This is a genomic window from Aquisediminimonas profunda (genome assembly GCF_019443285.1).
Taxonomy (GTDB): Bacteria; Pseudomonadota; Alphaproteobacteria; order Sphingomonadales; family Sphingomonadaceae; genus Aquisediminimonas; species Aquisediminimonas profunda.
In genome coordinates this window covers 1,935,293-1,958,827 of sequence record NZ_CP080327.1, presented here as the reverse complement: position 1 = coordinate 1,958,827, position 23,535 = coordinate 1,935,293, and the positions used below count along the sequence as shown (strand labels likewise).

Here is a 23,535-nt window from a genome sequence, read left to right as displayed (position 1 = left end):
AAATCTCTCCCATTGCCCTCGCCTGCCTCGGCTGCTAGGCGCCCGCGGCACGGCAATGGTTCACTCCACGCCACAAATTCACGTCTGACCTGAGGATTTTCAAATGGCTGATGAAACCGGCAACGAACCGCTTGCCAATGGTGAAGATACCGCCCCTGCAGTGGGCCTGATTTCGCAATATGTGAAGGATCTGTCGTTCGAAAACCCGAATGCACCGGCCGTTTTCCAATGGCAAGGGCAGCCACAGATCGATGTGCAGTTCAATATCGGCGCAAACCAGATTGCCGACGATGTGCATGAGGTCATTCTGAAAATCGACGTCCGCGCAACCAGCGCCGACAAGGTCGCATTTCAGGTAGAGCTCGCGTTTGCCGGCTTGTTTGGAATCCGCAACGTACCGGAAGATCAAATCCAGCCGTTCCTTTTTGCCGAAGCCCCTCGCCTCGTATTTCCGTTTGCTCGGCGCGTCCTCGCAGATGCGGTGCGAGACGGGGGATTCCCGCCGCTCCTGCTTGAACCGATCGATTTTGGTGCGCTTTACATGCAGCAGGCGCTTGCCAATGCAGAGGGTCAACAAGGTGCGCAAGCCGAAGAAGGCAATGCGTAAAAGCACAATATGAAACTCGGCAAAGCCATTGGCACGATCGGTGGGCTGACCATGGTCAGCCGCGTGCTCGGCTTTGCTCGCGACATGCTGATGTCGCGCATCATGGGCGCAACAATGGCTGCAGATGCGTTCCAGCTTGCCTTTCGCGTTCCAAACACCTTTCGGCGCCTTTTCGGCGAAGGCGCCTTTTCAGCCGGGTTCGTTCCGCTGTTCAGCCAACGCCTACACCGCGAAGGAGGGCTTGAAGAGGCACGCAAATTTTCCGAGGAAGTCCTTGCCGTCTTCCTGCCGACACTTTTCCTGTTCACCCTCGTCTTTGAACTGGCCATGCCTGCTTTTGTCTGGGCACTGGCCTCGGAATGGGTCAACACGCCGGAAAAATTCGATCTGGCCATTTTCCTGACGCGGATTACCTTTCCCTATCTGCTGCTCATAAGCCTCGTGTCGCTTTTCGCGGGCGTTCTCAATTCCATGACGCGATTCATTGCGGCAGCCTTTGCGCCTGCCTTGCTCAACCTCTGCATGGTTGCAGCATTGTTGATCGTGCCGGCTGGTGGCGCCAAGACCGCCCAGGCACTCGCTATTGGCGTTCTAGTTGGCGGATTCCTCCAGATTGGACTGTTGTGGGCAGCGGCAAAACGCGCCGGCATTTCGTTGCGCTTGCGGCGTCCGCGCATGACGCCGGGCGTCCGGCAGTTTATCAATGTCGTCATCCCGGCAACCCTTGGCGCGGGCGTCTACCAGGTGAGCCAATTTATCGACACCTTCTTTGCGACCCGCCTCCCGCAGGGATCGCTCAGCTACATGAATTATTCGGACCGGCTGAACCAGTTGCCGCTATCCGTCATCGGCACCGCGCTCGGGACCGCAATCCTGCCGGCTATTTCGCGTTTTATCGACAAGGATCAGCCGGAAGAGGCTGCCAAAGTCCAAGGACAAGCTGTCGAGCTATCGATGCTGTTGACGCTCCCCGCTGCAGTTGCCCTTTGGGTTGTTTCGATTCCGCTATGCACGGCCCTGTTTCAGGGTGGACGCTTCACGCTTCAGGACGCGGCGATCACTGGCAATGTACTTGCGATCATCGTCTCGGGCCTGCCCGCCTACGTCCTTGTAAAAGTGATCACGCCCGGATTTTATGCCCGCAAGGACACCCGTACCCCAGTGAAAACTGCTGGCATCGTCCTGCTTGCCAACGTCATTCTCAATTTTGCGCTTATCCCGCCTTTCGGGATCTACGGATTGGCCTCAGCCATCGCGATCTGCTCATGGCTCAACTGCGTGATGCTTTACGTCATTTTGCGCAAGCGCGGCCATTTTCATATTGAGCCTTGGCTGTGGGGCCGGATCGGTCGTCAGCTTTTCGCAGCGGCTGTCATGGCTGGTGTCCTATTCTTCTTGCGTGATCAGTTTGCGGACTGGTTCTCCGGTTCAACGGGCCGCCGTATACTCGCGGTCGGCGCGATTGTGTCGGCAGGCGGTGCAGCTTATCTGGTCACGGCCTTCCTGACAGGGGGAATGGACCGCGATGCGGCGATGATCCTTCTTCGGCGCAAGAAAGTGAGTGCGGAATGATGCGCGTTGTTTCCGGCATCCAGCCAACTGGCAACCTCCATCTCGGCAATTATCTTGGCGCCATCCGCAACTGGGTATCGATGCAGGATGAGGGCGAATGCCTTTACTTTCTGGCAGACCTTCATGCGCTTTCCATGCCGTATGAACCCGCGGAATTGACGGCAAATACACGCGAAATGACTGCAGCCCTCGTCGCTTGCGGGATTGATACGGACAAATCCATCCTCTTCAATCAGGCTCGCGTGACTGCACATGCCGAATTGCAGTGGCTCTTGAATGGCACAGCGAGGATGGGTTGGCTGAATCGCATGACCCAATGGAAGGACAAGGCGGGAAAGAACCGTGAAGGGCAGTCGGTCGCCCTGTTTTCATATCCCGTCCTGCAGGCTGCAGATGTTCTCCTGTACCAAGCAACGCATGTCCCTGTCGGCGAAGACCAGAAGCAGCATCTCGAGTTGGCGCGAGACATTGCGCAAAAGTTCAACAATGATTTCGGGGACGTCTTCACTCTTCCCGACCCGATCATTCCACCAGCTGCCGCGCGGATCATGTCGCTTCGGGACGGCAACGCAAAGATGTCGAAGTCCGATGCCTCCGACATGAGCCGCATCAACCTGGTCGACGACCCGGACACAATTGTGAACAAGGTCAAAAAGGCTAAGACTGATCCCGAACCCTTGCCAAGCGAGGCAGCCGGGCTTGATGGCCGAGCGGAAGCAAAAAACCTGGTTGGCATCTATTCGGCGCTTTCAAACGAAAGCGTCGATTCCGTGCTTGCGCGTTTTGGGGGCCAGGGGTTCGGGGCATTCAAGCCTGCTCTTGCCGAATTGATGGTTGAGACGCTCAAGCCGATCTCGGAGCGTTTCAATGCGCTGCGGCGGGACGCAGCAGCGCTTGACGCGATCCTCGTCAAGGGCGCTGAAAGGGCACGTGTTTTGGCTGCACCAACACTTGCAAGGGCATATTCGGCACTGGGCCTTTCGCGATAAGGCGTTCTGCAATGCCGTTTGCGATTACACTTGCCATTGCAGCTTCCCCTGCAACAGTTGCGTTCTCGTCCGCCCATCGGTGGGAAAACTAAAACAACACCCGATTTGGCACCCATGCCGAATATCCGGCCGATCTGTTCAAGAAGCGTTTCGCTTCGGACAATGGTGATGGTGCGCGTTGGACTTCAGCCATCGGCGCCAAATTGCTGATCTTCGGTTCATGGAATAGCTTGAAGCAGACGCCTGCCAGCTATGCGCGGTCTCTCGCCGAATCGGACCCTCAGCGCTATCGGCGGATCAGCTACAGGCTGATTAGGCCCGGATCGCTGACACTTTCGGGCACAGTCGGGGCAAACATCTTCTACGAACGATATGTGTTTGGCGATCCGTCCGGCGCCATTCATGCGCTCGTACTTGAGTATCTGATTTTGGCGCGTTCAACCGTCGATCCGGTCGTTTCCAGAATGTCATCCTCTTTGCGTTGGGCAAATTCGCCACGCTGAGCTTTCGTCTGATCGCGCCAAGACATCATGAGCCGGTTCCGCATGTCGAGCAGGCGGGATCTTTCGGAAGCCTGATTGTCCGCATCGACGGCGCAAGGCCGTCGAAAATGTGGAGCTTGCCCGCAGGATCATCACCGAAACCGGTAATGACACGGATCGCCTCCATCGCTGCAAAACTGCCCATCAAACCGACCATCGCGCCAAGCACACCAACTTCGGAGCAACTGTCACAATCATCTGGATCGTGCGCATCACCCACGAAGCAGCGATAGCAAGGCTTACCTTCTTCCCAGCCGCGATAGGTGCCGATCTGGCCATGAAACTGGCCTATCGCCGCAGACACAAGCGGCACTTGCGCAGCATGGCAGAGATCATTGACGATCAGCCGGGTCATGAAATTATCGCAGCCGTCCAACACCACATCAACGCCGTCCAGCAATGATGCATTGAAATCTGCCGTCAGCCGCTGCGGCACCGTGGCGAAGGTGATTTCGGGATTGATCCTGCTTGCAGCTTCACGCGCCACATCCACCTTGTCGCGGCCAATATCGTCCACGCCATAAAGGACCTGCCGCTGGAGGTTTGACAGCGACACCTGGTCATCGTCGATGACGGTCAACCTGCCAACGCCGGCCGCGGCCAGATACTGGATCGCCGGACACCCGATCCCGCCAGCGCCGACAAGCAGCACATGCGCCTGCGCCAGCCGTGCCTGCCCTGCCCCGCCAATTTCCTTCAGGACAATATGGCGGGCATAGCGTTCAAGCTGCTGATCACTCAGCGTCATATACCCGTCGAGCCGAAGCCCCCTGCTCCGCGCTCAGTCTCGTCGAGATGGGCGACCTCGAGAAAATTTGCCCGTTGCACCGGAGCCGGAACAAGCTGGGCAATCCGATCGCCGCGTCGAACCGCAAAGGGTTCGCTCCCGAGATTGGCGAGGATCACCTTGACTTCGCCCCGATAGTCGCTGTCGATCGTTCCCGGTGTGTTAAGACAGGTAATGCCGAATTTGAGAGCAAGACCCGAGCGCGGACGAACCTGGACTTCGAATCCGTGCGGAATGGCCAATGCAAAGCCTGTGGCAACGGCATGGCGTGCGCCGGGAGCAAGATCGACATCCTCCGCGGCAACCACATCCATGCCTGCTGCCCCATCCGTCGCGTAAGCAGGCAGCGGCAAGCCTTCCCCGTGCGACAGGCGCTGAATGGCAATGGCAATCTCAGGCAAGTGCATCGGCAATCTTTTCAACAAGTTTGCGCGCGACGTCCAGCTTGGACATGCGCGCCCAGCTCTCCGTCCCATTTTCAGTGATCAGGTGAACGCGATTGTCTTCTCCACCCATCTTGTCCACGGCAACGTCATTGGCAACGATCCAGTCGCAGCCTTTGCGGACACGTTTGGCCTGAGCATGTTCCACTGCCGTTTCGGTTTCTGCCGCAAAGCCAACCAGAAGCCTGGGCCGCTCTGCTGATTGTGCCAGTTCCGCCAGAATATCGGGATTCTTGTGCCAGTTGAGCGCTGGCGGTCCCTTTTCCTTTTTGAGCTTTTCCGTTGCTTCATCGACCCGCCAGTCAGCAACGGCTGCCACAAGAACCGCGGCATCTGAAGGAAGGGCCGTCTGGACGGCGGCCTGCATCTCACGGGCAGTTTCGACATTGATCCGGTCGACGCCTGCAGGCGTTGCGAGACTTACTGGCCCGGCCACAAGTGTCACGCGTGCTCCCGCCTGGGCCAGTGCACCAGCAATCGCGAAGCCCTGCTTGCCGGACGATCGGTTGGCAATGACGCGGACTGGATCTATCGGTTCGTGCGTCGGTCCAGCCGTTACAATGATATGCTTACCAAGAAGCCGCTGCACGTGCTTGCCCGCAAAGTCGGGCTGGCCGGCCAGAACATCAACATCCTGATGTGCCAAAGCGCGCCCGATAGCTGCATGAATGGCGTCGGGCTCTGGCAAGCGACCGGGGCCGAATTCTCCGCAAGCCATCGGCCCTTCATCAGGCTCCAGAACGGTGATGCCATCATGCCGCAAGGTCGCCACATTGCGCCTCGTCGCAGCGTGCTGCCACATGCGGACGTTCATTGCAGGTGCCGCAAGCACGGGCTTGTCGGTCGCCAGCAAGAGTGTCGTCGCCAGGTCGTCTGCAATGCCCTGCGCCATTTTCGCCATCAGATCAGCCGTGGCAGGCGCCACAACGACAAGATCGGCTTGCCTGGAAAGCTGGATATGGCCCATTTCGGCCTCGTCCTTCAGGTCGAACAAGTCGGTGTAGACCTTGTCCTCACTCAGCGCGGCAAGCGTCATCGGCGTTACGAATTTCTGGGCTGCATGTGTCAGTACGCAGCGCACCGACATGCCGTCCTTCTTGAGCAGTCTGACCAGCTCGCAGGCCTTGTAAGCCGCGATGCCACCACCCACGATCAGGAGTATTCGTTTGCCGGTCATACCCACCCATATAGGACGCTGGCGATCGCCACACCAGCAAGAGCACCAAGGAGGCTCCAGCCAAGGCTTGTGAGCCAACCGCGGGGCCCGATTTCAATCTCGGGCAGCGGAGGAGCTGGCGGCGCAGCACCCGGCTTGGGATAGGCTGCCTCGATCCTGCGAAGCAGGTCTGGCAAATCTCCAATGGCCTTGATTGCCCGCTGCAGATGGTTGGCAAGAACGGCTTCAGGGCCCAGTTCGTCGCGCAACCATTCCGAAACAAACGGACCGGACACTTCCCACATGTTGATTTCGGGATCGAGCGTGGATGCAACGCCTTCGACCATGACCATTGTCTTCTGCAGCAGCAGCAGGTGCGGCTGTGTCGGCATGTCAAACTCGCGCGTGATTGCAAAAAGGCCGTCAAGCATATTGCCGACACTGATGTCCTTGACTGGAACACCGCGGATCGGTTCGCCAACCGCTCGCAACGCTGTCGTGAATTCATCGATATTGTGATGGCCAGGCACATATTGCGCATCGAAGTGGATTTCAGCCACGCGGCGATAATTGCCCGTTATCAAGCCGTGCAGGATCTCGGCCAGCCAGAGCCGGGCCTGCCGGTTGACCCTTCCCATGATTCCGAAGTCTATCGCCGCGATACGGCCTTCCGGCGTGACGAAAAGATTGCCTTGGTGGAGGTCGGCGTGGAAAAAGCCTTCAGCAATTGCCTGGCGCAGGAAGGCCCGCACCAGGGTCTTGGCCAGATGATTGAGATCATGGCCTGCCGCAACAAGTGCGTCCCGGTCCGTAAGCTTGATCCCTTCGACCCAATCGAGGGTCATCACCCTTCGGCTGGTGCGCTTCCAGTCGATGGCCGGAACGACATAGCCGTCCTCCCCGCTCATCGCATCGGCAAGCTCGGAAGCTGACGCCGCTTCCCGTCTCAGATCCAGCTCGCGCAAAGTCCATTGCCTGAAGGTTGCGATAACTTCGCGAGGCCGAAGTCGGGCCAGCTCTCCACCTCGCGCTGATGCTTGGGCCGCAATCCATTCATAGGTCTCGATGTCACCGGCGAACTTCTCTTCAATGCCGGGGCGCAAAACCTTGACTGCAACATCGCGGCCTTCGGTCGTGACCGCCCGGTGGACCTGTGCGATGGATGCAGCGCCAACCGGTTCTGGATCGATCGAACGAAACAAGGTTTCAGCGGGCACTCCCAGCCCCGTTTCAATCGCGGCCTTGATCCTGGCATAGGGAACAGGCGGCAGCGAATCCTGCAAGCGCAAAAGGTCGCGGGCCGCTTCCTCGCCAACGAGGTCGGGACGCGTTGCGAGCGATTGTCCCAATTTGACTGCGGCAGGGCCAATCTGCTCGAACGCCTTGGCATAAGCAGGCGGATTTGGCGGAAAACTTCCCAGCCGGGCGATACGGACCAGACGACGCAGGGCTGCGGGCGCATTACCATCGCGTTCGATGCCAAGCAAAGCGCCGTTGCGCGCAAGCGTCCGCCCCCATTTGAGCGTCCGCCAAATATGGATTGTACGAGCGGTCAAATCTTCCAGCCGCTGTGGATAGCCACCAGTCCGCCGAGCATTGGCTCAACGTTGGTGCGAATGAACCCGGCCTGACGGATCATGCCTTCGAAGGCCAACATGTCCGGAAAGCGACGAATCGACTCGATCAGATATCGGTAGCTTTCCTCGTCCTTCGCCAGAAGCTTGCCGAGTTTTGGCACAAGCTTGTGCGAATAGACGTCGTAGACTTCCGCAAATCCCGGCCAAAGCGTTGTCGAAAATTCAAGGCAATAGAAGCGGCCGCCGCGCTTCAGGACGCGGTATGCCTCAGAGAGAGCCTTGTCGATATGGGTCACATTCCTGATACCAAAGGCTATGGTATAGGCATCGAAGCTCTTGTCGTCGAAGGTCAGTTGCTCGGCATTCTGTTCTGACCAACTCAACCCGCCGATTTCTCTCTTTTGGGCGCGCTCGATCCCGACCGCAAGCATGTCAGGATTGATATCGGCCACGGTGATCAAGGCACCAAGGGCCTGCATGCGAAAGGCAATGTCACCTGTGCCCCCAGCCATGTCGAGAACCATTTCCCCTTCGCGAGGCTTGACGCGTCGCACGAAGCGATCCTTCCAGAGGCGGTGCATGCCGCCCGACATGGCGTCGTTCATCAGGTCATAGTTTTCCGCCACACTCGAAAAGACCTGCCTTACGCGCTTGGTCTTTTCGACGGGTGCAACCTCTTGATAGCCAAAAGATACAGTTTCGCTCATGCAGGCCGCTCTAGCCAAGGGGCAGCGCTCCCGCTAGCGCAAATCCATGCCTGAATTGCCCGAAGTCGAAACAACTGTTCGCGGACTCGCCTCGGTGCTGGAGGGTGAGGTTCTCGTTCGCGTCGAGCCCCGCCGGGCAGATCTCCGTAGACCAATTCCGCCGGACATGCGCCAAAGGCTGACCGGTGCGCGCGTCACGGGTCTTCGACGCCGAGCAAAATATGGCATGGTCGAGACAGATCGAGGCGATACGCTCGTTTTCCATCTCGGCATGTCGGGCAGGTGGCGCGTCGATCCTGCCGAGATCGAAAAGCACGATCATCTGATCCTCGAAACGGCGACTGGACGGCTGCTCGCTCTCAACGATCACCGGCGGTTCGGCTCACTCGACCTGCTCAGGACTGAATCGGCAATGGACTGGCCAGCCTTTCAGGCACTCGGGCCGGAACCCTTGAGCGATGACTTTTCCGCCAAGGTCCTGGCGCAGGCCTTTGCGGGACGCAGTGCGTCGATCAAGTCACTGCTGCTTGACCAGAGAATTGTTGCCGGTTTGGGCAACATCTATGTCTGCGAGGCCCTGTTCATGGCCGGTATCAAGCCCAACAAACCCGCCGGTCGCGTCGCAAAGACACGTCTTGAACCGCTTGTTGTGGCGATCAAGAATGTTTTGGCCTCAGCAATCAAAGCCGGCGGCTCCACCCTGCGTGACTATGCCCAACCCGATGGCGAACTGGGATATTTCTTCAAGCAATGGCGCGTCTATGGTCGCGAGGGGGAGGCATGCCAGTGCGGTCAGCCTGTTCTGCGTCGCATCGATGGCGGGAGGTCGACCTTTTACTGCCCCAGATGCCAGCGTTAAAGGTTGACCCGAATGGGCCACTTGGCTAATGGCGCGTCCGGATCGGTGCGGATGATTCTGCGCCGCTTTTTCTTTTGCACTGATTTTGAGGGTTTTGGCATGGCGAATACGCCGCAAGCAAAAAAGCGCATCCGTCGCAACGAACGTCGCGCGGAAATCAACGGCAACCGTGTTGGCCGTATCCGGACTTTCGTCAAGAAAGTTGAATTGGCCCTGTCAGCTGGTGACAAGTCGGCTGCCGCCGCGGCACTTGCCGCCGTTCAGCCTGAACTCGCTCGCGGGGTTGCCCGAGGCGTGCTCCACAAGAACACAGCATCACGTAAGTTTTCGCGTCTTACAAAGGCGGTGTCCGCACTTTCCTGATCGGAGCGTCCCGCTTCGGTTCAAGAGCCCGCCCATCTCACGATCGGCGGGCTTTTAATTGTGCGGTGCAGCGCGTGCAAAACCCAAGCTGAATCCACGATTCGCGGGAAGTCCAAAATGACCCCCCAATATTTTTTGGTTATTTTTCAATATTTTAAGATAGGTTAACGGATTCGTGCGGTTGCTTGAGTCAACAGTATTTATTTCATTTTTTTGACACCCGAACCCTTGATCGCTGGGCCTTAGCGCCCCTAAAAATCCCCTCAAGCCGCGGGCGAATCGGTCCGCAGCTGTTCTTGCCAGTGAGAAGTTTTGTCCCGGCCTAGTTGTTTCGGGTTCGGAAGTTGCGTGTTGCCGGGGGGCGGGGCGCATACTGTCGGTTTTAGCCTTGGGGGAGTTACCTGAATTTATGTCGTTGCCGCCGTCCACATGTCCCTTGGATCCGACCGAGAGCGACGCGCTGGCACAGGCTTGGGACGATATTCGCAAGTCGCTTCGGCACAGTATCGGTGCGAGAAGCTTTGATCATTGGCTGAAGCCCGTTGCGCTTGCAGGCTGGCAGGCTGAGGAGGGATTGGTCCGCCTATCCCTTCCTTCCGAATTCATGGCCAGCTGGGTGCGCACGCATCATGGCGATCGTCTCGCGCAGTCCTGGAAGGCCGCAAGCCCGCAGGTTCGCGGGGTCCGTATTGAAGTCGCCGGAGAGTCTGCAGAACGTTACGAAGCGAAATCTGAACAACTCCCAAGTGACCCGGCACCGAAGCCCGATGGCCATGCGTTCGATCCTCGATTGACGTTCTCGCGGTTCGTTACTGGTCCTGCAAATGCAGTTGCCGCCAATGCTGCACTGACATTTGCAAGCGGCCCTTCCATGCGGTTCAATCCGCTCTTTATCCACTCCCAGACCGGTCAGGGCAAAACCCATCTTTTGCATGCGATCGGACACGAGTATCAGCGCGCGCACCCGTCCGCCCGGGTGCTGTACATGTCGGCCGAGCGTTTCATGTTCGACTTTGTTTCCGCAATGCGCGCGCGGGACACGATCACGTTCAAGACAAGACTGCGCTCCGCCGATTTGCTGATGATTGATGATGTGCAGTTCATCGCAGGCAAGGACTCGACGCAGGAGGAATTCCTCCACACGGTTGACGAACTCATGTCTGCGGGACGAAAGCTGGTCATCAGCGCTGATCGCGCGCCGCAGGCGCTGGATGGGGTTGAAGGACGTATTCTTTCCCGCCTCACACAAGGCCTTGTGGTCGATATTCAGCCACCCGACTTTGTGCTCCGCCGGGCAATCATTGGAGCCAAGGCAGCGGCGATCGAAGGTGCCGTGATTGAAGATCAGGTTCTCGACTTGTTGGCCGCCCGGCTTGCAACAAATGTTCGGGAACTTGAGGGTGGTTTGAACCGGCTCTTGGCCTATGCCTCTCTTGGCAACCGGCCCGTTACGATTGAATTCGCCGAAGAAGTCCTGGCTGACATGTTCAGGGCCAGCCGCAGACGCATTACGATTGATGAGATCCAGCGACGAGTTTCTGAGCATTTCCGCATCCGGCATGCAGAAATGGTGTCTGCTCGGCGTGCCCGCGAAGTTGCTCGCCCCCGTCAGATTGCGATGTATCTCGCAAAGCAGCTGACCCCTCGCTCCTTGCCGGAAATTGGCAGGCGATTTGGCGGGCGCGATCACACAACCGTGATCCATGCCGTCCGCCAGATTGAGCGGCTGAGGGGCGAGGACAGCGAGATCGACAATGATGTCCGCACGCTCATCCGGGTGCTTGAGGGCTAGACAAGTTGCGGGACGCGCGGCATATGCCCGTCATCATGAATTCGGCTCTTGCCCTTCTTCTCCTTCGACTTACGCGCCCTTAGGCGCGTCATGAATGCGTGGGTGTCGCCTGCGCGGATGCTGCCTAAGGGCCAAATCCAGACCCAACCAGGCTTTGAAGAGAAGAATCATGCTGCGTAATCCATCTCAAAAATACCGTCCGTTTCCGCAAATCAACCTGCCAGACCGTCAATGGCCGGGCCGAACCATCACGCATGCGCCTCGCTGGCTTTCAACGGATATGCGCGACGGCAATCAAGCACTTGTCGATCCGATGGACGCGGAAAAGAAGACCCGCTTTTTCGACCTGCTGCTCAAGATTGGTGTGAAGGAAATCGAAGTCGGATTTCCGAGCGCTGGTGCAACAGAGTTTGATTTTATCTCGGGATTGGTCAAATCGGGACGCATCCCGGATGATGTCATGGTGCAGGTCCTCACCCAATCGCGCGAAGACCTGATCCGCACGAGCTTTGACTCCCTGCGAGGTGCTCGAGCAGCGATTGTGCACCTTTACAACGCGGTTTCACCCATGTGGCGCCGCATCGTCTTCCAGATGGAGCCAAGCGAAATTCGGGACATCGCCATCACTGGTGCCAAGATTCTGCGCGACGAAGCGGCAAAACAGCCCGATACGGAATGGCATTTCGAATATTCCCCCGAAACCTTCTCAACCGCGGAACTCGATTTCAGCCTCGAATGCTGCGCAGCGGTCATGGACATACTGAAACCTACGCCCGAGCGGCCGATCATCTTTAACCTGCCAGCAACAGTAGAAGCTGCAACGCCCAACATTTATGCAGACCAGATCGAATATTTCGGGCGCAACATTCCGAACCGTGAAAGTGTGATCATCAGCCTGCATACCCATAACGATCGTGGAACAGGCGTGGCAGCAACCGAACTTGGCCTGCTTGCAGGCGCAGACCGTGTCGAAGGCTGCTTGTTTGGAAACGGCGAACGGACCGGCAATGTCGACCTCGTGACTGTCGCGCTCAACATGTACACGCAAGGAGTGGATCCCGGTCTCGACTTTTCCGACATCGATGAGGTCATCAAGACGGTCGAATATTGCAACGACCTGCCGGTCCACCCTCGGCACCCTTATGCTGGCGAACTGGTCTTCACAGCATTTTCGGGCAGTCATCAAGATGCGATCAAGAAGGGCTTTGCCGCGCAGGCAGCCCGAAATGACGATTTTTGGGAAGTCCCCTACCTGCCCATCGATCCGGCCGACCTTGGGCGCTCGTATGAAGCGGTGATCCGGGTGAATTCACAATCCGGCAAGGGTGGCTTTGCCTGGGTTCTCGAACAGGATCAGGGACTCAAGCTGCCAAAGAAAATGCAGGCGCACTTCTCTCGCCATGTTCAGGAACTTGCAGACAAGGTCGGCCGAGAACTCCACGCAGGCGATATCTGGGACGTATTCCAGCGTGCCTATTGCTTGAACACGCCGCAACATTATCAGCTCGTCGAGTATGATGAGACGAGAGCCGCGAATGGCGATCGCATCTTTGCTGGCAAAATCGCGATTGACGGGCGTGAACAGTCAGTCAGCGGTCGAGGCAATGGCTTGATTTCAAGCGTGGTCGCAACGCTGAATCAAAGCTTTTCGATCGGCCTCGAAATCGCCGATTATAGTGAACATGCAATGGGCCAAGGCACAAACGTTCGCGCTGCCGCATATGTCGAATGCCGGACGACGGATGGCCGTACTGTATGGGGTGTCGGCATCGATGAAGACGTCGCGACAGCCAGTGTGCGGGCGGTTCTCAGCGCAGCCAACGGGCTTATCGCAAAATAATTCTGGCCGCCTCTTGAATTTAGGTCGACTGTTCCTATTCTAGAGGTGCGGGCCGGGCCCCTCTGGCGATTGACGACCATTGTGTTGCGTTGATCGTGATGTCGGACCGCATCGGGAGAATCCGGTGCACAGGGTCCATATGTTCGTTTCCCTTCAGCCTTGCTCCCGATCCAGTGGAAACTGTCAAGGAGTGGGTTTGATGACGACCAAAGCATTCATGTTGTTGCTCAGGCACAAGCAAATTGATGATATCATTCGGGCTGAGCAAAAGAAGCGATGGCAGGACGTGACGCGAATTCAGCGGCTCAAGAAGCTCAAGCTGGCGGTAAAGGATCGACTGCACCGGCTTGCCGGTTTACAAGGCCATCAACGTACGGCCTGAACCCGATTTTCCAGTAACTTGGCCGCCATCAGTCACTACCTGGGCTGCAGGCGGCCATTGCTTTCATTTGTTTTTGACTAAGGACGAATTGCCTCGTGGACTTTCTTGTCATTGATTGGCTGGGTACACCGGTTTGGTTCTGGCTGGTTTTTCTTGGATTGGTGGTTGCGTTGACCGCCTTCGATCTCGGTGTGCTCCACAAGGAAGACAAGGAGATGGGCATCGCGGAAAGCCTCAAGCTCTCCGCTTTCTACATTGGCATTGCCTTGCTCTTTGGAGGTTGGATATGGTTCGAAAAGGGCGCAGATCCGGGGATAAAATACTTCACGGGTTTCTTCATCGAAAAGGCGCTGTCCATTGACAATGTCTTTGTCATTTCCCTCATCTTCACGTTTTTTGCGATCCCCCGAAAGTACCAATACCGCGCCCTTTTGTGGGGCATTGTTGCAGTCATTGTACTGCGCGGCCTCATGATTGCAGCTGGTGCTGCCTTGGTGGAAGAGTTCTATTGGGTCCTCTATTTTTTTGCGGCTTTCCTGATCGGGACTGGCATCAAAATGCTGTTCGCTGGCAGCCATGAAATCGATGTTGCGAAAAATCCGGTTGTTCGCTGGATTTCGACACATATGCGGGTGACAAAAGAACTGCACGGAGAGAAATTCTTCGTAATGGTTCCTGACGACAAGACTGGGGCACTGGTTCGTGCGGCAACGCCCCTCTTCCTCGCCCTGGTCATCATCAATGTCGCGGATTTGGTGTTTGCGGTCGATTCCGTTCCCGCAATCTTTGCAATCACGACAGACATGTTCATTGTCTTCACATCGAACATCATGGCGATCCTTGGCCTGCGCGCGCTTTACTTCGCGCTTGCGGCGATGGTGCATCGCTTCGAATATCTGAAATACGCCCTGGCGCTCGTTCTGGTGTTCATAGGATCGAAGATCTACGTCTCGGACTTCGTGATGGGCGGCGCAAAGTTTCCGCCCGTCTTGAGCCTGGGCGTAACATTCGCACTTATCCTTGGCGGAATCGGATTTTCACTTTGGAAGACGCGGAACGACAGTCCAGCCGAGCTGCGATGAGGTATGCCAGCCTGCGTGGCCTAGCCACGCAGGCTGTGGATACGACGGCGCAGGCCCAAGGGCATCGACGTTAAATCGTGTTGACCAGCAAAGGCATATCACGGCACAGGAGGCATCATGTCAACGAACCCTCCCCTCAAGGCCGCGATCATTCCGGTCACGCCACTTCAGCAGAATTGTTGCCTGATCTGGTGCACAGAAACCATGCGGGGCGCATTTACGGATCCCGGTGGCGATCTTGAGCGCTTGAAAGCAGCCGCTGCCCAGCAAGGCGTCACAATTGAGAAGATCCTGATCACGCATGGCCATCTCGATCATTGCGGGCAAGCTGGCATGCTCGCGAGTGAACTTCAGGTCCCGATTGAAGGGCCGCATGAAGCGGACCGATTCTGGATTTCCCGCCTGGACGATGACGGATCAAGATATGGGATGCAGGCCCACTCGTTCGAACCGGACCGCTGGCTTGAGAATGGAGACACAGTAACCGTCGGCAAGCTGGTGCTCGACGTATATCACTGCCCGGGCCATACGCCGGGGCATGTCGTTTTTCACCATGCTCCGTCAAAGCTGGCAATAGTCGGCGACGTCCTGTTTCAGGGGTCGATCGGCCGAACCGACTTCCCCATGGGAAACCACCAGCAACTGATCGACTCGATCACGGGACGGCTTTGGCCGCTCGGAGATGAAACCGCGTTTGTTCCAGGACACGGGCCGATGTCGACCTTTGCCCACGAACGCAAGACGAACGGCTATGTGTCGGACTATGCGCTGGCCTGATCAGCCTGCTTGAATAACCTCTGCCGGCGCTATGACTTTTCCGTCTGAGCTGTGAGCAATATAGACGGCATAGCCAGCCAACCCCGTCATGATCAGCAGCGTCAACATGATTCCGATTGGCCGACCCTTGGGCAAGCCGTCCATGCCTAGCGCATGAGCAATGCGCGCGACCATATAGACGGCCATGACTGCCCAAAGCAGGGTCGACGTGCCAGCAGCCATTTCGATCAGCGCAATCAAAATCAGGACAAAGGGTGTGAATTCGACGAAATTGGCCTGCGCGCGCATCCGACGGATTACTTTTTCATTCCCACCGTCTCCAATCGAAACCTTCTCGGACGTCCTGACCTGACCGATTCGAATGCCGAGCCAAAGGTTGATAAAGGCTGCAACGGCAGCGGCGGTCAGTGAAACTGGCAAGATCATGTTCAGGCTTCCCCCTTATTGCGTTATCACTGGTTGCCACGGGAACGCCGGACTTGCAACGTCTGCGGGAATCGCTATAGGCGCTCGCTCAATGTGACAGTCCGGCCGCGTGCGGACGCGGCCTTTTCGGGGGCCGCAGCGTTTTGCATCGCGACTTGCCCTGTTACAAGCAGGTTCAACAGACGAAGAGACAGGTGCCTCGATGGCCGTTCCAAAGCGAAAAACTACGCCCTCCAAGCGCAATATGCGCCGCAGCCATGACTCCTTGAGGGTCGAGGCCTTTCAGGAATGCAGCAATTGCGGCGAACTGAAGCGCCCGCACAATATGTGCCCGGCATGCGGCCATTATAACGGCCGCGAAGTCGTCAGCATCTCAAGCTAAGTCAGATCCAACCAGCAAGCCGGGAGATGGATCAGGTGGCAGACGCGCCACGACTAGCCATCGACGCGATGGGAGGCGATGAGGGGCTGGCAGTCATGCTGCGCGGCGTTGCCCTTGCCCGCCGTCGCTGGCCGGGACTGACGTTTGATCTGGTTGGGGATGAAGCAGCAATCGCTGCCGCGCTTGAGAACCACCCCAATCTCAAGGCAAATTCGCAAATCATTCATGCGCCTGAAGTCATTTCCGGCAATGACAAGGCTGCCCAGGCCATCCGGCGGGCAAAGACCACGTCAATGGGCATCGCAATCGACCGCGTGAAGCAAGGCCTTGCTGGTGCTGCCGTATCCGCAGGCAACACTGGTGCACTCATGTCGATGGCCAAGCTGTCCCTCCGGACGATGCCGGGGATTGACCGACCGGCGCTGGCAGCATTGCTTCCAAGCCTTGGGAAAACAGATTTTGTCATGCTGGATCTCGGAGCGAATACAGAATGCGCTGCGCGCAATCTGGTTGAATTTGGTGTGATGGGCGCCGCTTACGCGCGCATCGCACTGGGTATTGAACGACCCAGAGTTTCTTTGCTGAATATCGGCACCGAGGATTTGAAGGGCACCGATGCCATTCGTGATGCAGCGACCACATTGCGCAGTTCTGCCCATCTTCAACTCTCGTTCATGGGCTTCATTGAGGGCGACAAACTCTCCAGGGGTGAGACAGATGTCGTCGTTTGCGACGGTTTTTCAGGCAATATCGCCCTGAAGACAATGGAAGGTACCGCGCGCTTCGTGACAGACCTGCTTCGTCGCGCCTTTACGAGCTCAATCCGTTCAAAATTCGGATTCCTGATATCCCGCCCTGCGACTGAATTGATGCGGCATCACCTTGATCCCAACAATCACAATGGCGCTGTGTTTCTTGGCCTCAATGGCGTTGTTGTCAAAAGCCATGGGAGCGCAACTGACTATGGCGTCGCCAACGCGATAGGCGTGGCGGCGAAACTGGTCGCCGAGAATATTACCAGTCGAATTACAGACGATCTGGCGAATGTGAAGGATGTAGCTGAATGACCCTGCGCGCACGGATTGTTGGAACCGGATCAGCGCTACCCAAGAACAGGGTCTCGAATGATGAACTCGCAAAGCGTGTCGATACGTCCGATGAATGGATCGTCGCGCGAACCGGCATCCGCTTTCGTCATATCGCTGGGGATGGGGAAACGACGGCGTCCCTTGCTACTGAAGCATGCAGAAAAGCACTCGACACTGCAAAAATCGCTGCAACGGACGTGGATCTCATTGTCCTCGCCACCGCAACGCCGGATCAAACCTTCCCTGCCAGCGCGACCAAAGTGCAGGCAGCGCTTGGCATTGATGACTGCATTGCATTCGATGTTGCTGCAGTCTGTTCAGGATTTCTCTATGCGTTGTCTGTGGCCGACAGCATGATCAGGTCCGGCTCTGCGCGAACGGCACTTGTCGTCGGAGCGGAAACATTCAGCCGCATTCTCGACTGGGAGGACCGAACAACCTGTGTCCTGTTTGGTGACGGCGCCGGCGCAGTTGTCCTGCGTGCGGAAGAAGGCGATTCGGGCATTCTGGCTACTGCCTTGCATGCCGATGGCCGACACAATGGGCTCCTGTATGTCGATGGCGGGCCTTCGACAACTGGAACCGTCGGCAAGGTTCGCATGAAGGGATCGGAAGTATTCCGGCACGCGGTGACCAATTTGGCATCAGTGATGAACGAAGTGCTTGATCGGGCGAATGTTGTCACAAGCGATGTCGATTGGGTCGTACCTCACCAGGCGAATGCGCGCATTCTTGATGCAACGGCCCGAAAGCTTGGTTTGCCGGCAGAAAAAGTGATCGTGACGGTTGACCAGCACGCCAACACCTCGGCCGCATCCGTGCCATTGGCGCTTGATCTTGCCGTGCGGGATGGCAGAATAAAGGCTGGCGATCTGGTTGTTCTGGAAGCCATGGGTGGCGGTTTCACCTGGGGCGCCTGCGTTGCACGAATCTAGCATGCCGCACGATTGACCTTCCTTGCGGGGGAGATAGAATGGCAGTGAAAATCGGGTAGAGGGGGAATTTGATGAGTGACGCGGGCACATTGACGCGCTCTGACCTGTCTGATGCAATCCACAATGAAATCGGGCTGTCGCGGGCGGAATGCTCGGACCTTGTGGAAGCAATTTTGACGCAGATGGGCGATGCGCTGGCAAAGGGGCAAAACGTCAAGATCTCCGGGTTCGGCACCTTTATTTTGCGCGACAAGACCCAGAGAATTGGTCGCAATCCCAAGACCGGCGTGGAAGTGCCGATTGCGCCTCGCAGGGTCCTGACATTCCGGGCCAGCCAGAAGATGCGCGAACGCATCGCCAAGGCAAGCTAGGCAAAGGAATGGCCGCAACTCAAAAGAGTGCCTCGGCTTTCCGCACAATTGGCGAATTGGCGGACGAACTGGGTCTGCCACAGCACATTCTGCGGTATTGGGAAACCCGCTTTCCGCAGTTGCGCCCGCTGCAAAGGGCGGGCAACCGGCGCTACTATCGCCCTGACGACGTCGCCCTCGCCAAGCGGATAAACTTGCTCCTCAATCGGGATGGCTACACAGTCAAGGGCGTACAAAAGCTTCTGTCGTCCGGAATCGCCACTACTCCGCCGGCTCCTGAAGTCCAGAAGCCTGAGCCGCAACCGATTCAACCCACGCCGACAGTGCCGCTCCAGGAATTGCGTGCGATCCGGGACCGGCTGGCAAAGGCACTGGCGGCCGATGATGTCGCGGCGAGGATTTGAATTCCGTTTAGAATTGCAGCGCTTTTACCGTTTTGACGCCAGGTAGGTTGCAAGCCTTCCACAAGACAGGCTCCGGTATCGGAGCATCGATCGAGAGCAGGAGCAGGGCTTCCCCGCCGGCTGACCGGCGACCTAGATGGAAGGTGCCGATGTTCAATCCGGCCTCTCCAAGAAGCGTTCCAATGCGTCCAATGAACCCTGGCGCATCTTCGTTGACGATGTAAAGCATATGTCCGGCAAGATCGGCTTCAACCTTGATGCCGAACGCTTCAACCAGACGCGGTTCGCCGTTTCCGAACAGCGTTCCGGCAACCGACCTTTCACCTTGGCTGGTTTGAACGGTGACCCGGATCAGGGTATGGTAGTCGCCTTCCCGATCATGACGCACTTCTCTTACGTCAAGGCCACGCTCCTTGGCGAGGAACGGCGCGTTGACCATGTTTACTGTATCGGAATAGCGACGCATCAGGCCACACAGCACCGCCCCCGATATCGGCTTGATATTCAGCTGCGCCGCCGCACCTTCAACTTCAATTGCAATCTTGGTGAGATTGTCATGTGCAAGCTGCCCGACAAGGCTACCCAACTTCTCAGCGAGAGCCATGTACGGCCTTAGCTTGGGCGCCTCTTCCGCGCTCAGTGATGGCATGTTGAGAGCGTTGGTAACGCCGCCACTGACCAGATAATCCGCCATCTGCTCTGCAACCTGCAGTGCAACATTGACCTGAGCCTCATTGGTCGAAGCGCCAAGATGCGGAGTGCAGATGAAGTTGGGCGTGCCGAACAGGGGGGATTGCTTGGCCGGCTCCTCAGCAAAAACGTCGAGCGCTGCGCCCCCGATATGTCCACTGTCGAGGCCTTCCTTCAGCGCCGCCTCATCAAGCAAGCCGCCTCGCGCGCAATTGATGATGCGCACGCCCTTCTTCGTCTTCGCCAGGTTTTCCCTGGACAGAATATTGCGCGTCTGATCGGTCAACGGCGTATGTAATGTGATGAAATCCGCCTTCGCAAGCAGAGTATCAAGATCTGCCTTTTCGACGCCCATTTCCACTGCCCGTTCGGGGGTCAGGAATGGATCGTAAGCGACAACCTTCATCCGCAGGCCCAAGGCGCGCGACGCAACAATGGAACCGATGTTTCCAGCGCCGATCAGGCCCAGCGTCTTGCCCGTCACTTCGACACCCATGAAACGGTTCTTTTCCCATTTCCCGGCCTGGGTCGACGCATCGGCTTCTGGCAATTGCCGCGCCAGCGCGAACATAAGCGCGATGGCATGTTCTGCCGTGGTGATAGAATTGCCGAATGGCGTGTTCATCACGACAACGCCTTTCGCAGACGCTGCCGGGATATCGACATTGTCGACGCCTATCCCGGCGCGGCCAATGACCTTGAGGTTTGTCGCAGCATCAAGGATTTCCTGCGTCACCTTAGTTGCGGACCGAATGGCAAGGCCGTCATATTGGCCGATAATGGCTTTCAGTTCCTCAGGAGTCTTGCCCGTGATTTCATCGACTTCACATCCACGCTCGCGAAAGATCTGCGCTGCATTGGGGTCCATCTTGTCCGAAATGAGCACTTTGGGTTTGGTCATTGTTTGTACTCCGTCGCCCCTGCGAAAGTAGGGGCCTGTCTATCTAGAGGAAAGCTAACCCTGCCTGCGCAGGAGCAACGACTATGCGGCGAGTGAGGCCCAGGCCCAGTCGAGCCAAGGCCCGAGGGCCTTGATATCGGCCGTATCGACGGTGGCACCGCACCAGATGCGAAGGCCCGGCGGCGCATCGCGATATCCGGCGATGTCATAGGCTGCCCCTTCTGCATCAAGCAGACCTGCGAAGCTCTTGATAAACGCCTCATCTGCACCCTCGACCGTCAAGCAGACCGAGGTCTTCGAACGGGTCTCCGGTTGCGCGGCAAGATGCCCAAGCCATGGGCGTTCGGACACGATCAGGTCGAGCGCAGCGGCATTGGCATCCGAACGGGCGATCAGGCCCTTCAGTCCGCCTGCGGACTGTGCCCATTCGAGCGCAAAGATCGCGTCCTCAACGGCAAGCATTGATGGCGTGTTGATTGTTTCGCCCTTGAATATACCTTCGTTGAGCTTGCCCTTCGCCATCAACCGGAAAACCTTTGGCAGCGGCCACGCAGGAGTATAGCTTTCGAGCCGCTCAACAGCGCGGGGGCCCAAAATCAGCACGCCATGCGCGCCCTCGCCTCCAAGGACCTTCTGCCAGCTGAACGTCACCACATCGAGCTTGTCCCATGGCAGATCATAGGCAAACACCGCCGATGTGGCATCACAGATTGCCAGTCCCTCGCGATCCTTGGCAATCCAATCACCATTTGGAACCCGAACACCTGAAGTCGTGCCATTCCATGTGAAGACCACATCATCAGCCCAATTCACGGCCGCAAGATCTGAGAGCTCTCCGTAAGGGGCCGCCAACTTCGTGGCGTCGAGCTTGAGTTGCTTGACGACGTCTGTCACCCAGCCTTCGCCGAAGCTTTCCCATGCCAGCATTGTCACGCCGCGCGCGCCAAGCATCGACCAGAGCGCCATTTCAACCGCACCGGTGTCTGATCCGGGAACGATGCCGATCCTGTGGGTATCGGGCACCTGCAGCACCTCACGTGTGAGATCGATCGCAAGTTGCAGGCGCGACTTGCCGATCTTGGCACGGTGTGAGCGACCAAGGGATTCAGTCTTGAGCTTTGAGGCATTCCAGCCCGGCGGCTTTGCGCAGGGTCCGGAGGAAAAAAACGGACGCGCGGGCTTCCCCGCGGGCTTGGTAACTGTCATGTCTTGCATCTCCTTGCAGAGAGCTCGCGCGGCGTTGGGACCGCGTGGCCCGGAGCCGCCCCTAGTGGCGAACGGAGGAATGTCAACCTCTCGTTATCGACGAACGGTTCACGAATTTAGTGGATCGTTAACCATACGGGCGGCAAAATCGCCTCATGAAACGGCTGCTTTTATCGGTCTTGCTGCTCGCCCTCGTGTCAGCCTGTGTTGGTCCGCCCAGTAAGCGGCGCCCAATGAGCGAACGTCCAGTCCCGGTTGTGCCACAAAGCCCCGAGCTCAGACAATGTCTTGCAGATCTTGGACGCCTTAAGGCGCGATATGCGCTCCTTCCTGACCGCAACTATGGTGGGGGGTGTTCAACAATTTCGTCGGTTCAACTGACCGACGTCGGCATCCCGATTTCCAACATTACGGCAATCCAGTGCCCACTGGCGCTGAATCTCGCAGTTTGGACGCGAGAAGCCGTTCAGCCCGCGGCCAAGCAAGTTTTCGGCCAACGCGTTGTACGCCTGGAAAGTTTTGGCAGTTACAGCTGCCGGAACGTCAAGGGTAGGCCGCAAATGGCAGGCACCCGATCGGAACATGCAACCGCAAATGCAGTGGACATTTCCGGCTTTGTGTTGGCGAACGGTCGGCGGATTTCCGTAGAGGGTGGATGGAACGGCACCGAGGAAGAAAGGCGATTTCTGCGTTCAATTAGGGCCGCGGCCTGCAAGCGTTTCCAGACTGTCCTCAGCCCGGATTTCAATGCAGCTCATCGCGACCATTTTCATTTCGATCTGGGTCGCGGCCCGTTTTGTCGCTAAGCAAGTTAGATGACTGAAAAACATGTCCCCAGGCGCATTTTCGCGCATGCCGCCCAAGATGCTGAAGCTGCGAAGAAGGCCACTTCATCACCCCAGACTGAAGCAGCCTCATACCGGCTGGCATTTCAGGATGACGAATTCCTGCTGCGCGATGACTTGCGGCCAGTTCGGTTCCAGCTTGAACTGCTCAAGACTGAGCTCCTGCTTGATGAAGCAAAGATTGGCTCGACAATCGTCTTCTATGGTTCGGCGCGCATTCCGCCCCCTGGAACTGCGGCGACAGCCGCTACACCCGAGATTGCGAAACGGCTTGAAGCGAAGTCTCATTATTACGAAGTTTCCCGACAGCTGGCGGCTCTGGCCAGCAAGACTCCTCCGGATTCCGACGGCATGCGTCAATTTGTCGTTTGTTCAGGCGGCGGGCCTTCGATCATGGAAGCGGCAAATCGCGGCGCAGCAGATGTGGGAGCCGAATCGATTGGCCTCAACATTGTCCTGCAGCATGAGCAAGCTCCAAACCCTTATGTGACGCCTGGGCTGAGCTTCCAGTTTCACTATTTTGCACTGCGCAAAATGCACTTCCTGCTGCGAGCACGCGCTGTTGCTGTTTTTCCCGGCGGCTTTGGCACGCTTGACGAAATGTTTGAGCTGCTCACCCTGATGCAAACGGGGAAGACGAAAAGAATGCCGGTCCTCCTCTATGGCAGGGAGTTCTGGACCCGAATCGTCAATTTCGATGCATTGGTCGAAGAAGGCGTCATTTCACCAGCTGATCTTGAGCTGCTGACATTTACCGAATCTGCCGAAGAAGGCTGGAATACGATCCAGCGCTTCTACGGCATGGATTAGCT

26 protein-coding genes are annotated in these 23,535 nt (G+C 57.3%); 18 read left to right on the top strand and 8 right to left on the bottom strand.

Features of this window, described 5'->3' with window-relative positions; translation table 11 throughout:
• Nucleotides 1-103: 103 nt before the first annotated feature.
• The 4 genes from secB (at nucleotide 104) to K0O24_RS09745 (ending at nucleotide 3,671) form a co-directional block, all read left to right on the top strand.
• Nucleotides 104-607, top strand: a complete 504-nt coding sequence (gene secB / locus K0O24_RS09760; RefSeq protein ID WP_219892553.1) for a protein-export chaperone SecB — start codon at nucleotides 104-106, stop codon at nucleotides 605-607.
• 9 nt (nucleotides 608-616) lie between these two features.
• A complete protein-coding gene (gene murJ, locus K0O24_RS09755; protein ID WP_219892552.1) occupies nucleotides 617-2,179 on the top strand; it encodes a murein biosynthesis integral membrane protein MurJ in 1,563 nt (520 codons plus the stop codon).
• Nucleotides 2,179-3,168 (top strand): tryptophan--tRNA ligase, encoded by a 990-nt coding sequence (gene trpS, locus K0O24_RS09750; protein WP_219895578.1) that lies wholly within the window; start codon nucleotides 2,179-2,181, stop codon nucleotides 3,166-3,168. The genes murJ and trpS overlap by 1 nt, the downstream gene beginning before the upstream one ends.
• A gap of 230 nt (nucleotides 3,169-3,398) precedes the next feature.
• Nucleotides 3,399-3,671: a hypothetical protein gene (locus tag K0O24_RS09745; protein ID WP_219892551.1), complete on the top strand. Its 273-nt coding sequence runs from the start codon at nucleotides 3,399-3,401 to the stop codon at nucleotides 3,669-3,671.
• Nucleotides 3,672-3,696: 25 nt separating this feature from the next.
• Here the strand turns inward: K0O24_RS09745 and K0O24_RS09740 are convergent, their stop codons facing one another.
• From K0O24_RS09740 to K0O24_RS09720, 5 genes are read right to left on the bottom strand one after another with little or no spacing between them, the layout of a single operon-like run.
• Nucleotides 3,697-4,458, bottom strand: coding sequence for a HesA/MoeB/ThiF family protein (locus K0O24_RS09740; RefSeq protein WP_219892550.1), 762 nt, complete (start codon nucleotides 4,456-4,458; stop codon nucleotides 3,697-3,699).
• Entirely contained in the window at nucleotides 4,455-4,904 is a 450-nt protein-coding gene (dut, locus tag K0O24_RS09735; RefSeq protein WP_219892549.1) for a dUTP diphosphatase, read from the bottom strand. The genes K0O24_RS09740 and dut overlap by 4 nt, the downstream gene beginning before the upstream one ends.
• Nucleotides 4,891-6,117, bottom strand: a complete 1,227-nt coding sequence (coaBC, locus tag K0O24_RS09730; RefSeq protein WP_219892548.1) for a bifunctional phosphopantothenoylcysteine decarboxylase/phosphopantothenate--cysteine ligase CoaBC — start codon at nucleotides 6,115-6,117, stop codon at nucleotides 4,891-4,893. The genes dut and coaBC overlap by 14 nt, the downstream gene beginning before the upstream one ends.
• Nucleotides 6,114-7,652 carry a 2-polyprenylphenol 6-hydroxylase gene (ubiB, locus tag K0O24_RS09725; RefSeq protein WP_219892547.1) on the bottom strand — a complete coding sequence of 513 codons (1,539 nt, stop codon included), beginning with the start codon at nucleotides 7,650-7,652 and terminating at the stop codon, nucleotides 6,114-6,116. Before ubiB ends, coaBC begins: the two co-directional genes overlap by 4 nt.
• Complete coding sequence (locus K0O24_RS09720; protein ID WP_219892546.1) at nucleotides 7,649-8,380, bottom strand: class I SAM-dependent methyltransferase; 732 nt, start codon at nucleotides 8,378-8,380, stop codon at nucleotides 7,649-7,651. Before K0O24_RS09720 ends, ubiB begins: the two co-directional genes overlap by 4 nt.
• 46 nt (nucleotides 8,381-8,426) lie before the next feature.
• Here K0O24_RS09720 and mutM point away from each other — a divergent pair, with 46 nt between their 5' ends.
• From mutM to K0O24_RS09685, 7 genes are all read left to right on the top strand, one after another.
• Complete coding sequence (gene mutM / locus K0O24_RS09715; protein ID WP_219892545.1) at nucleotides 8,427-9,239, top strand: bifunctional DNA-formamidopyrimidine glycosylase/DNA-(apurinic or apyrimidinic site) lyase; 813 nt, start codon at nucleotides 8,427-8,429, stop codon at nucleotides 9,237-9,239.
• Nucleotides 9,240-9,338: 99 nt separating this feature from the next.
• Entirely contained in the window at nucleotides 9,339-9,602 is a 264-nt protein-coding gene (rpsT, locus tag K0O24_RS09710; protein WP_219895577.1) for a 30S ribosomal protein S20, read from the top strand.
• Nucleotides 9,603-10,011: 409 nt separating this feature from the next.
• The gene (dnaA, locus tag K0O24_RS09705; RefSeq protein ID WP_219892544.1) at nucleotides 10,012-11,394 is read left to right on the top strand and encodes a chromosomal replication initiator protein DnaA; all 1,383 of its coding nucleotides are present in this window, start codon (nucleotides 10,012-10,014) and stop codon (nucleotides 11,392-11,394) included.
• A gap of 169 nt (nucleotides 11,395-11,563) precedes the next feature.
• On the top strand, nucleotides 11,564-13,234 hold the full coding sequence (leuA, locus tag K0O24_RS09700) for a 2-isopropylmalate synthase (RefSeq protein ID WP_219892543.1): 1,671 nt from the start codon (nucleotides 11,564-11,566) through the stop codon (nucleotides 13,232-13,234).
• A gap of 199 nt (nucleotides 13,235-13,433) precedes the next feature.
• Nucleotides 13,434-13,616 carry an HP1242/YdcH family protein gene (locus K0O24_RS09695; protein WP_219892542.1) on the top strand — a complete coding sequence of 61 codons (183 nt, stop codon included), beginning with the start codon at nucleotides 13,434-13,436 and terminating at the stop codon, nucleotides 13,614-13,616.
• A gap of 95 nt (nucleotides 13,617-13,711) precedes the next feature.
• Nucleotides 13,712-14,698 (top strand): TerC family protein, encoded by a 987-nt coding sequence (locus tag K0O24_RS09690; protein WP_219892541.1) that lies wholly within the window; start codon nucleotides 13,712-13,714, stop codon nucleotides 14,696-14,698.
• 117 nt (nucleotides 14,699-14,815) lie between these two features.
• Nucleotides 14,816-15,475, top strand: coding sequence for an MBL fold metallo-hydrolase (locus K0O24_RS09685; protein WP_219892540.1), 660 nt, complete (start codon nucleotides 14,816-14,818; stop codon nucleotides 15,473-15,475).
• Here the strand turns inward: K0O24_RS09685 and K0O24_RS09680 are convergent, their stop codons facing one another.
• Nucleotides 15,476-15,901 carry an MAPEG family protein gene (locus tag K0O24_RS09680; RefSeq protein ID WP_219892539.1) on the bottom strand — a complete coding sequence of 142 codons (426 nt, stop codon included), beginning with the start codon at nucleotides 15,899-15,901 and terminating at the stop codon, nucleotides 15,476-15,478.
• 202 nt (nucleotides 15,902-16,103) lie between these two features.
• On the opposite strand from K0O24_RS09680, the gene rpmF reads away from it, so the two are divergent.
• The 5 genes from rpmF (at nucleotide 16,104) to K0O24_RS09655 (ending at nucleotide 19,081) form a co-directional block, all read left to right on the top strand.
• The gene (rpmF, locus tag K0O24_RS09675; protein ID WP_219892538.1) at nucleotides 16,104-16,283 is read left to right on the top strand and encodes a 50S ribosomal protein L32; all 180 of its coding nucleotides are present in this window, start codon (nucleotides 16,104-16,106) and stop codon (nucleotides 16,281-16,283) included.
• Between the two features lie 35 nt (nucleotides 16,284-16,318).
• A complete protein-coding gene (gene plsX / locus K0O24_RS09670) occupies nucleotides 16,319-17,350 on the top strand; it encodes a phosphate acyltransferase PlsX (protein ID WP_219892537.1) in 1,032 nt (343 codons plus the stop codon).
• A complete protein-coding gene (locus K0O24_RS09665; protein ID WP_281421633.1) occupies nucleotides 17,347-18,306 on the top strand; it encodes a beta-ketoacyl-ACP synthase III in 960 nt (319 codons plus the stop codon). The genes plsX and K0O24_RS09665 overlap by 4 nt, the downstream gene beginning before the upstream one ends.
• Before the next feature lie 71 nt (nucleotides 18,307-18,377).
• The gene (locus K0O24_RS09660) at nucleotides 18,378-18,677 is read left to right on the top strand and encodes an integration host factor subunit alpha (protein WP_219892536.1); all 300 of its coding nucleotides are present in this window, start codon (nucleotides 18,378-18,380) and stop codon (nucleotides 18,675-18,677) included.
• A gap of 8 nt (nucleotides 18,678-18,685) precedes the next feature.
• Nucleotides 18,686-19,081, top strand: a complete 396-nt coding sequence (locus tag K0O24_RS09655; RefSeq protein ID WP_219892535.1) for a MerR family transcriptional regulator — start codon at nucleotides 18,686-18,688, stop codon at nucleotides 19,079-19,081.
• Nucleotides 19,082-19,088: 7 nt separating this feature from the next.
• Here K0O24_RS09655 and serA read toward each other — a convergent pair whose 3' ends face one another.
• Nucleotides 19,089-20,672 (bottom strand): phosphoglycerate dehydrogenase, encoded by a 1,584-nt coding sequence (serA, locus tag K0O24_RS09650; RefSeq protein WP_219892534.1) that lies wholly within the window; start codon nucleotides 20,670-20,672, stop codon nucleotides 19,089-19,091.
• A gap of 81 nt (nucleotides 20,673-20,753) precedes the next feature.
• A complete protein-coding gene (locus K0O24_RS09645) occupies nucleotides 20,754-21,878 on the bottom strand; it encodes a phosphoserine transaminase (RefSeq protein ID WP_219892533.1) in 1,125 nt (374 codons plus the stop codon).
• Between the two features lie 233 nt (nucleotides 21,879-22,111).
• On the opposite strand from K0O24_RS09645, the gene K0O24_RS09640 reads away from it, so the two are divergent.
• Nucleotides 22,112-22,684: an extensin family protein gene (locus K0O24_RS09640; protein ID WP_246610944.1), complete on the top strand. Its 573-nt coding sequence runs from the start codon at nucleotides 22,112-22,114 to the stop codon at nucleotides 22,682-22,684.
• Between the two features lie 9 nt (nucleotides 22,685-22,693).
• On the top strand, nucleotides 22,694-23,533 hold the full coding sequence (locus K0O24_RS09635) for an LOG family protein (protein ID WP_219892531.1): 840 nt from the start codon (nucleotides 22,694-22,696) through the stop codon (nucleotides 23,531-23,533).
• The last annotated feature ends 2 nt before the right edge of the window (nucleotides 23,534-23,535 follow it).